8 protein-coding genes are annotated in these 6,480 nt (G+C 64.9%); all 8 read left to right on the top strand.

Going from position 1 to position 6,480, the window contains the following annotated elements; genetic code table 11:
• Window positions 1-197: 197 nt before the first annotated feature.
• Window positions 198-620: an antitoxin Xre/MbcA/ParS toxin-binding domain-containing protein gene (locus NKH52_RS24790; RefSeq protein ID WP_352734518.1), complete on the top strand. Its 423-nt coding sequence runs from the start codon at window positions 198-200 to the stop codon at window positions 618-620.
• The gene (locus NKH52_RS24785; RefSeq protein WP_352734516.1) at window positions 614-1,312 is read left to right on the top strand and encodes an RES family NAD+ phosphorylase; all 699 of its coding nucleotides are present in this window, start codon (window positions 614-616) and stop codon (window positions 1,310-1,312) included. Before NKH52_RS24790 ends, NKH52_RS24785 begins: the two co-directional genes overlap by 7 nt.
• 73 nt (window positions 1,313-1,385) lie before the next feature.
• Entirely contained in the window at window positions 1,386-1,718 is a 333-nt protein-coding gene (locus NKH52_RS24780) for an ArsR/SmtB family transcription factor (protein WP_352734514.1), read from the top strand.
• A 48-nt stretch (window positions 1,719-1,766) separates the two neighbouring features.
• Window positions 1,767-2,876: an ACR3 family arsenite efflux transporter gene (arsB, locus tag NKH52_RS24775; RefSeq protein WP_502908104.1), complete on the top strand. Its 1,110-nt coding sequence runs from the start codon at window positions 1,767-1,769 to the stop codon at window positions 2,874-2,876.
• The gene (gene arsC, locus NKH52_RS24770; protein ID WP_127294918.1) at window positions 2,873-3,295 is read left to right on the top strand and encodes an arsenate reductase (glutaredoxin); all 423 of its coding nucleotides are present in this window, start codon (window positions 2,873-2,875) and stop codon (window positions 3,293-3,295) included. Before arsB ends, arsC begins: the two co-directional genes overlap by 4 nt.
• Window positions 3,296-3,358: 63 nt before the next feature.
• Window positions 3,359-3,679: an ArsR/SmtB family transcription factor gene (locus NKH52_RS24765; protein WP_352734512.1), complete on the top strand. Its 321-nt coding sequence runs from the start codon at window positions 3,359-3,361 to the stop codon at window positions 3,677-3,679.
• Window positions 3,680-3,722: 43 nt separating this feature from the next.
• A complete protein-coding gene (locus tag NKH52_RS24760; RefSeq protein ID WP_352734510.1) occupies window positions 3,723-5,150 on the top strand; it encodes an NAD(P)-binding domain-containing protein in 1,428 nt (475 codons plus the stop codon).
• A complete protein-coding gene (arsK, locus tag NKH52_RS24755; protein WP_352734508.1) occupies window positions 5,143-6,387 on the top strand; it encodes an arsenite efflux MFS transporter ArsK in 1,245 nt (414 codons plus the stop codon). The genes NKH52_RS24760 and arsK overlap by 8 nt, the downstream gene beginning before the upstream one ends.
• The last annotated feature ends 93 nt before the right edge of the window (window positions 6,388-6,480 follow it).

Here is a 6,480-nt window from a genome sequence, read left to right as displayed (position 1 = left end):
CCACGGCCTTCAGTACTTCCAATCCATAGCACACGGCTGGAGCCTGCGAGATGTGTGAATCGCCTAGCCCACTTCGTGGGGGAGAGGAACCCAAGCCCTGCTACGTCCCGCCATCCTCTTTCCATCAAGACGCGGTTGGACTTATCTTGCCAATTGGCAAATACATGCTATATATCTGCCAATAGCGAGGCACCAAAATGCAGCTTCAGTCCATAGTCACCACGCCGGCCACGGTTGGCAGCACCATCTCGGATGAAGAGGCCGGCGCGCTGGCGCGCACCACGGTCAATCTGTTCAAAGCCTGGAACCTCACCGACCTCGAGGCCTGCATCCTGCTCGGCGGCATGTCGGCACGCACCTGGGCACGTTGGAAGACTGGGGCGAAGGAAGGCGGAGTCGGCAGGATCGACCGCGACCTGCGCACCCGCATGGCGCATCTGATGGGCATCCACAAGGGCCTGCGCTATCTGTTCACGGAGCCGGCACGCGGCTATGCCTGGATCCGCAAGCCCAATGCCGTCTTCGGCGGCCAGTCGGCGCTTGACCTGATGCTGCGCGGCGAAATCTCCGATCTCTCGGCGATGCGCGAATGGCTCGATGCGGAGCGTGGTGCATGGTGAGTGGGCTTGCGGTCCGGCGCGGCGTCCATTGGCACCAGACCTTCCGCATCATCCGCTCCATCCATCCGCCCATCGACCTCTTCGAGGACATTGCCGACCCGCGCGACTGGGAGGCGCTTGCCGCCGTTGAGGCGAAGACAAACCCGCGCATAAGGTTGGAGATTGGCGATCTAGGCAAGGTGTCGGCCGCAAGGCGGGTTTCCGGCCGCGGCGCCAGCTTCGTGATGGCGCCCTTCGTGCACTGCTCGACGCTGAGGCCAGGCCGCTTCTCGGATGGCAGCTACGGCATCTACTATGCCGGCGACAGTGAGGACGTCGCGCTGGCCGAGACCATCCACCATCATCAGAAATTCATGCGTGCCACCAACGAGGGGCCGGGCTGGACGGCGGATTTCCGCGTGCTGATCGGCAGCGTCGACCGTGACCTCGATGATGTCAACGCCGTGCCCGGCGTGCTCGACCCGGACGACTATTCCGCCTCGCAGGCGGAAGGGCGGGCGCTGCGGGCCGAAGGCAGCGACGGACTGGTGTGGAACAGCGTGCGCATGCCGGGCGGCTGCTGCATCGGCATCTTCTGGCCCGATGTCATTACCATTCCAGTCCAGGGCCGCCACTACAGCTATCACTGGGACGGCGCCCGCGTGGACTTCGTGCGCCAGCACGATACGGGAAAGGTGCTGGCCGTCACGTGATGGCGGCGCACACCCTTTACAGATCGTGAGGGAGTCGGTATCCACGAATCTATAAATCCAAGGATTCGGATATATGGATAAGAAGGCCACTTTGAACGCGCTGGCCGCGCTTGGCCAGGAGACGCGGCTGGATGTCTTCCGCCTGCTCGTGTGTGCCGGCCCGGAAGGCATTCCGGCAGGCGAGATCGCAACGAGGCTCGACACGGTCCAGAACACCATGTCGGCGCATCTGAAGGTGCTCGCCCATGCCGGGCTGATCCGTCCCGAACGCGACGGAAGGACCGTGCGCTATGTCGCCGATATGACCGGCTTGCGCGACCTGCTGGCCTATCTGATGGAAGATTGCTGCAATGGCGCGCCGGAGCTCTGCCGTCCCGTCATCAATGCCGTGACCTGTGACTGCTGAGGGGCTTGTGACTGTCCGCCGCGCGCCGTTCGAACAAGGAAAGCCATCATGACCGATCATGCTTTGAACGCAGCTGAGGCGACGCGGCCCGGCATCGGCTTCGTAGAGAAGTATCTGACGGTGTGGGTGGCATTGTGCATCGTCGCGGGCATCGCACTTGGCCATCTGCTGCCGGGCGTGTTCGGCGCCATCGCGTCGGCCGAGATCGCCAGGGTCAACATTCCTGTCGCCGTGCTGATCTGGCTGATGATCGTGCCGATGCTCTTGCGCGTCGATTTCGCCTCGCTGGCCAGGGTCAGCACCTATTGGCGCGGCATCGGCGTGACGCTGTTCATCAACTGGGCGGTGAAGCCGTTCTCGATGGCGCTGCTGGGCTGGCTCTTCATCGGCTGGCTGTTCCGGCCGTGGCTGCCCGCCGCGCAGATCGATTCCTACATAGCCGGGCTGATCATCCTTGCCGCGGCACCGTGTACGGCGATGGTGTTCGTCTGGTCGAACCTGACACGCGGCGAGCCGAATTTCACGCTGTCGCAGGTGGCGCTCAACGACGCGATCATGATCGTCGCTTTTGCGCCCATCGTCGGCCTGCTGCTCGGCCTGTCGGCGATCACCGTGCCATGGGGCACGCTGATGCTGTCGGTCGCACTCTACATCGTCGCGCCGGTGATCGTCGCGCAGCTGGTTCGTGGCCGGCTGCTGGCAGCGAGGGGACAGGTCGGGCTCGATGCCCTGCTTGCCACGCTGCAGCCCTTGTCGCTGATTGCCTTGCTGGCGACGCTGGTGCTGTTGTTCGGCTTCCAGGGCGAGCAGATCATCGCGCAGCCGCTGGTCATCGTGCTGCTGGCAGTGCCGATCCTGATCCAGGTCTATTTCAACTCCGGTCTTGCCTATCTGCTCAACCGCCTCAGCGGCGAGCGGCACTGCGTGGCTGGACCATCGGCGCTGATCGGCGCGTCGAACTTCTTCGAGCTGGCGGTGGCCGCCGCGATCGCGCTGTTCGGGCTGAATTCGGGCGCGGCCCTTGCCACCGTGGTCGGGGTGCTCATTGAGGTCCCGGTCATGCTGTCGGTGGTGTGGATCGTGAACCGCAGCAAGGGCTGGTACGAGAAGGGCGGCGCGGTCCGGAATACCATGTCGACCGGGAGGGCCTCGAAATGACCATCACCATCTACCACAATCCCGATTGCGGCACGTCGCGCAACACGCTGGCCATCATCCGGCAGTCGGGCGAGGAGCCGGAGGTGATCGAATATCTGAAGACGCCGCCGTCGCGACAAAGGCTGGTCGAACTGATCGCCGCGATGGGCATCACACCGCGAGACCTGCTGCGCGAAAAGGGCACGCCCTATGCCGAACTCGGCCTTGCCGACCCGAAATGGTCCGACGAGCAGATCCTCGATTTCATGCTGGCACATCCGATCCTGATCAACCGGCCGATCGTGGTCAGCCCGCTCGGCGTCGTCCTTGCACGGCCGTCGGAAAAGGTGCTGGACGTCCTGCCCAACCCGGAGATCGGCGCGTTCACCAAGGAAGATGGCGAGGTGGTTACAGGCGCCTCGGGCAAACGCGCCGGCTGATGTTATTTCCATATTTTTCGAAATTAAGTTGACGGCGCGAAAAGTGCCGCGTAGTTTATTTTCATGAAACTCGAAAAAGCAGCTGCCCAGCTTGAAGCACTCGGCAATCCGACGCGGCTTCAGCTCTATCGCATCCTGGTGCGCGCCGGTGACGACGGGCTTGCCGTCGGCAGCGTCCAGGGCAAGCTCGACATTCCGTCCTCGACGCTGTCGCATCACCTCAAACGGCTGGTCGACACCGGGCTTGTGACGCAGGAGCGGCAAGCGACGACGCTGATCTGCCGCGCCAACTATCCCGGCATGAATGCGCTGATCGGTTATCTCGCCGACGAGTGCTGCGCCGACGCCGCCTGCGCGCCCGCCGTCAGCAAAGCGCTGGCTTGATTTTTTGCGCTTATAATTCGAACATACCGGAAGGATCGAACCTATGGACATGATGGCAAACCTTCCCGTCGCGGTGATCGGCGCCGGCCCGGTCGGGCTGGCAGCCGCGGCGCATCTGGTCGAGCGCGGCATTCGTCCGGTGATCCTGGAGCGCGGCGAAAGCGTGGGTGCGGCGCTGCTCGATTGGGGCCATGTGCGGGTGTTTTCGCCATGGAAATACAACATCGATACGGCGGCGCGGGCGCTGCTCGACCGCTCCGGCTGGACGGCGCCGGACAGCCAGGGCCTGCCGACCGGCGGCGAGATCGTGCGCGATTATCTGGCGCCGCTTGGCCGGCTTCCCGCGATGGCCGCCAATTTGAAGCTCGGCGCCCAGGTGACCGCGATCACCCGTCAGGGACACGACAAGGTCGCCAATGATGACCGCAAGGACGCGCCCTTCGTCATCCGCTATCGCGATGCCGGCGGCGAACACCGCGTTCTCGCGCGCGCCGTCATCGACGCGTCCGGAACATGGTGGCGGCCAAATCCGATCGGCGTCGACGGGCTGCCGGTTTCCGGCGAAGGCGAGGCGTCGGCACGCATCGCCTATGGCATTCCCGACGTGCTCGGCAAGGCGAGAGAAGACTATACGGGCAAGCGCATCCTGGTCATCGGCGGCGGGCACTCGGCCATCAACGTCGCGCTGGCGCTGATGGAGTTGCAGGATGCGGCGCCCGGCACCGAAATCTTCTGGGCGCTGCGCCACGCCAGCATCGAGAGATTGCTCGGCGGCGGGCTGAACGACCAGTTGCCGGAGCGCGGCGCGCTTGGGCTGGCTGCCAGGCAGGCGATGGCGGATGGCAGGCTGAACATGCTGACGTCTTTCGCCGTCAACGGCATCAAGACGCAGGGCGAGGGGCTTGTTGTCGATGCCAGCCTGGGTGGCAAGCCGTTCAACCTGGCCATCGACCGCATCGTCGTTACCACCGGCTTCAGGCCAGACCTGTCGTTCCTGAGCGAAATCCGCATCGCGGTTGATCCCGCCGTCGAGGCGCCGCCGGCACTGGCGCCGCTGATCGATCCAAACTTCCACTCATGCGGCACGGTTCCGGCGCATGGCATTGCAGAGCTCGCCCACCCCGAACCGGGCTTCACCATCGTCGGCTCGAAATCCTACGGCCGTGCCCCGACCTTCCTGATGGCGACCGGCTACGAGCAGGTTCGCTCGGTGGTGGCCGACATTGCCGGAGACCATGCCGCGGCCCGCGAGGTCCGGCTGGTGCTGCCGGAGACCGGCGTGTGCAGCGCCGTCGGTGTCGTGACGGTAGCGGCAAGCGCCGGCTGCTGTGGCGGGCCCGCGCCGGCCGCTGTCGATGCCTGCTGCGTCAGGGATGCGGACGCCAAGGCCACGGGCGCATCGGGTTGCGGCTGCGCAACCGCGCCGGCCTCCGAGACGCGAGAGAATATGGCGGTCGGCGCCGATGCCTGAACGATCCGTCCTGCGCAAGGCGATCTGGGCGCTTGGGCTGACCCAGATCATCGGCTACGGCACGCTCTACTACAGCTTCTCGATCCTGGCGCCGGCGATGGCACGCGAATTCGGCCTCACGGAAGGTTGGGTATTCGCAGCACTGTCGGCCTCGCTGTTTGCCGGCAGCCTGTTCGCGCCGACTGCCGGGCGGTGGGCCGACCGCTTCGGCGCCGGCCGCATCATGACCGTCGGCTCGGTGGCGGCAGCCGTGGCGCTGGCGCTGTGCGCCGTCGCGCCCGGCCGCGTGAGCTTCGTTGTGGCCTTGCTGGCGATGGAACTGGCCTCCAGCTTCGTTCTCTACAGCGCCGCCTTCGTTGCGATCGTGCAGATCGGGGTTCCCCGACCGCAGCGCAGCATCACCCATCTGACGCTGATCGCCGGGTTCGCCTCGACCCTGTTCTGGCCGCTGACTTCGGCGCTGCATGCGCATCTGACATGGCGCGCGGTCTATCTTTTGTTCGCCGCTCTCAATCTCGGCCTATGCCTGCCGATCCACGCGTGGCTGATGCGCCTGTCGCGCCGCCATGCAACAGTTATGCCGCAAGAGCGCGGGTCCGCCCCTGATGAAGCGGGCACGCGGCTCGATGCGCGGCTCGGCCGGACCGCGTTCCTGCTCATGCTGGCGGGGTTCGCCACCGAGGGCTTCGTGCTGTCGGCGATCCTCATCCACATGGTGCCGCTGACGGCGGCGCTGGGGCTCGGAACCGCAGGCCTCTTCGTCTCGACCCTGTTCGGGCCGGGGCAGGTCGCCAGTCGGCTGATCAACATGCTGTTTGGCGGCCGCCTGCAGCAGACGCACCTTGCCGTCATCGCCGCATCGCTGATCACAGCAGGGCTGTGCGCACTGCTGCTGACGACGCCATGGCTGCCAGGCGCTTTCCTGTTCGTGTTGCTGTTCGGCCTCGGTTCCGGCCTCACCAGCATCGTCGGCGGCACCTTGCCGCTCGAACTCTTCGGCCGCGAGGGCTATGGTGCGCGGCTCGGATGGGCAAGTGCTGCCCGTCAGTTCACCTCGGCCTTCGCGCCGTTCGCGCTTGCCTTCATGATGGCGCGGACATCCGTCGCCAATTCGCTGTGGGTGTTGGTGGTCGTTGCCGCGGGAGGCGTGATCGCCTTCCTCGCCATCGCACTGCTGAGGCAACGTGGCGGCCAGATGGCGTTTGTGATTGGCGGCAGTCCGGGAGAGGCGGCCTGAATCAGAACATCGCGATGGCAGGGCGACTTGGCATCTTACCCCTCTGAAGTCAGAATTATGGACATATACCAATTTTTGGTATATGTTGACATC

The organism is Mesorhizobium sp. M1066, from assembly GCF_040318635.1.
In the GTDB taxonomy this organism is placed as follows: domain Bacteria; phylum Pseudomonadota; class Alphaproteobacteria; order Rhizobiales; family Rhizobiaceae; genus Mesorhizobium.
This window is presented reverse-complemented; position numbering and strand designations above follow the sequence as displayed.

What these genes read in the sequence shown, in the direction of transcription:
- NKH52_RS24760 (WP_352734510.1), top strand. Translation starts at nt 3,723, where the DNA reads ATGGACATGATGGCAAACCTTCCCGTCGCGGTGATCGGCGCCGGCCCG.
- NKH52_RS24765 (WP_352734512.1), top strand. Translation starts at nt 3,359, where the DNA reads ATGAAACTCGAAAAAGCAGCTGCCCAGCTTGAAGCACTCGGCAATCCG.
- arsB (WP_502908104.1), top strand. Translation starts at nt 1,767, where the DNA reads ATGACCGATCATGCTTTGAACGCAGCTGAGGCGACGCGGCCCGGCATC.
- NKH52_RS24780 (WP_352734514.1), top strand. Translation starts at nt 1,386, where the DNA reads ATGGATAAGAAGGCCACTTTGAACGCGCTGGCCGCGCTTGGCCAGGAG.
- arsC (WP_127294918.1), top strand. Translation starts at nt 2,873, where the DNA reads ATGACCATCACCATCTACCACAATCCCGATTGCGGCACGTCGCGCAAC.
- NKH52_RS24790 (WP_352734518.1), top strand. Translation starts at nt 198, where the DNA reads ATGCAGCTTCAGTCCATAGTCACCACGCCGGCCACGGTTGGCAGCACC.
- NKH52_RS24785 (WP_352734516.1), top strand. Translation starts at nt 614, where the DNA reads ATGGTGAGTGGGCTTGCGGTCCGGCGCGGCGTCCATTGGCACCAGACC.
- arsK (WP_352734508.1), top strand. Translation starts at nt 5,143, where the DNA reads ATGCCTGAACGATCCGTCCTGCGCAAGGCGATCTGGGCGCTTGGGCTG.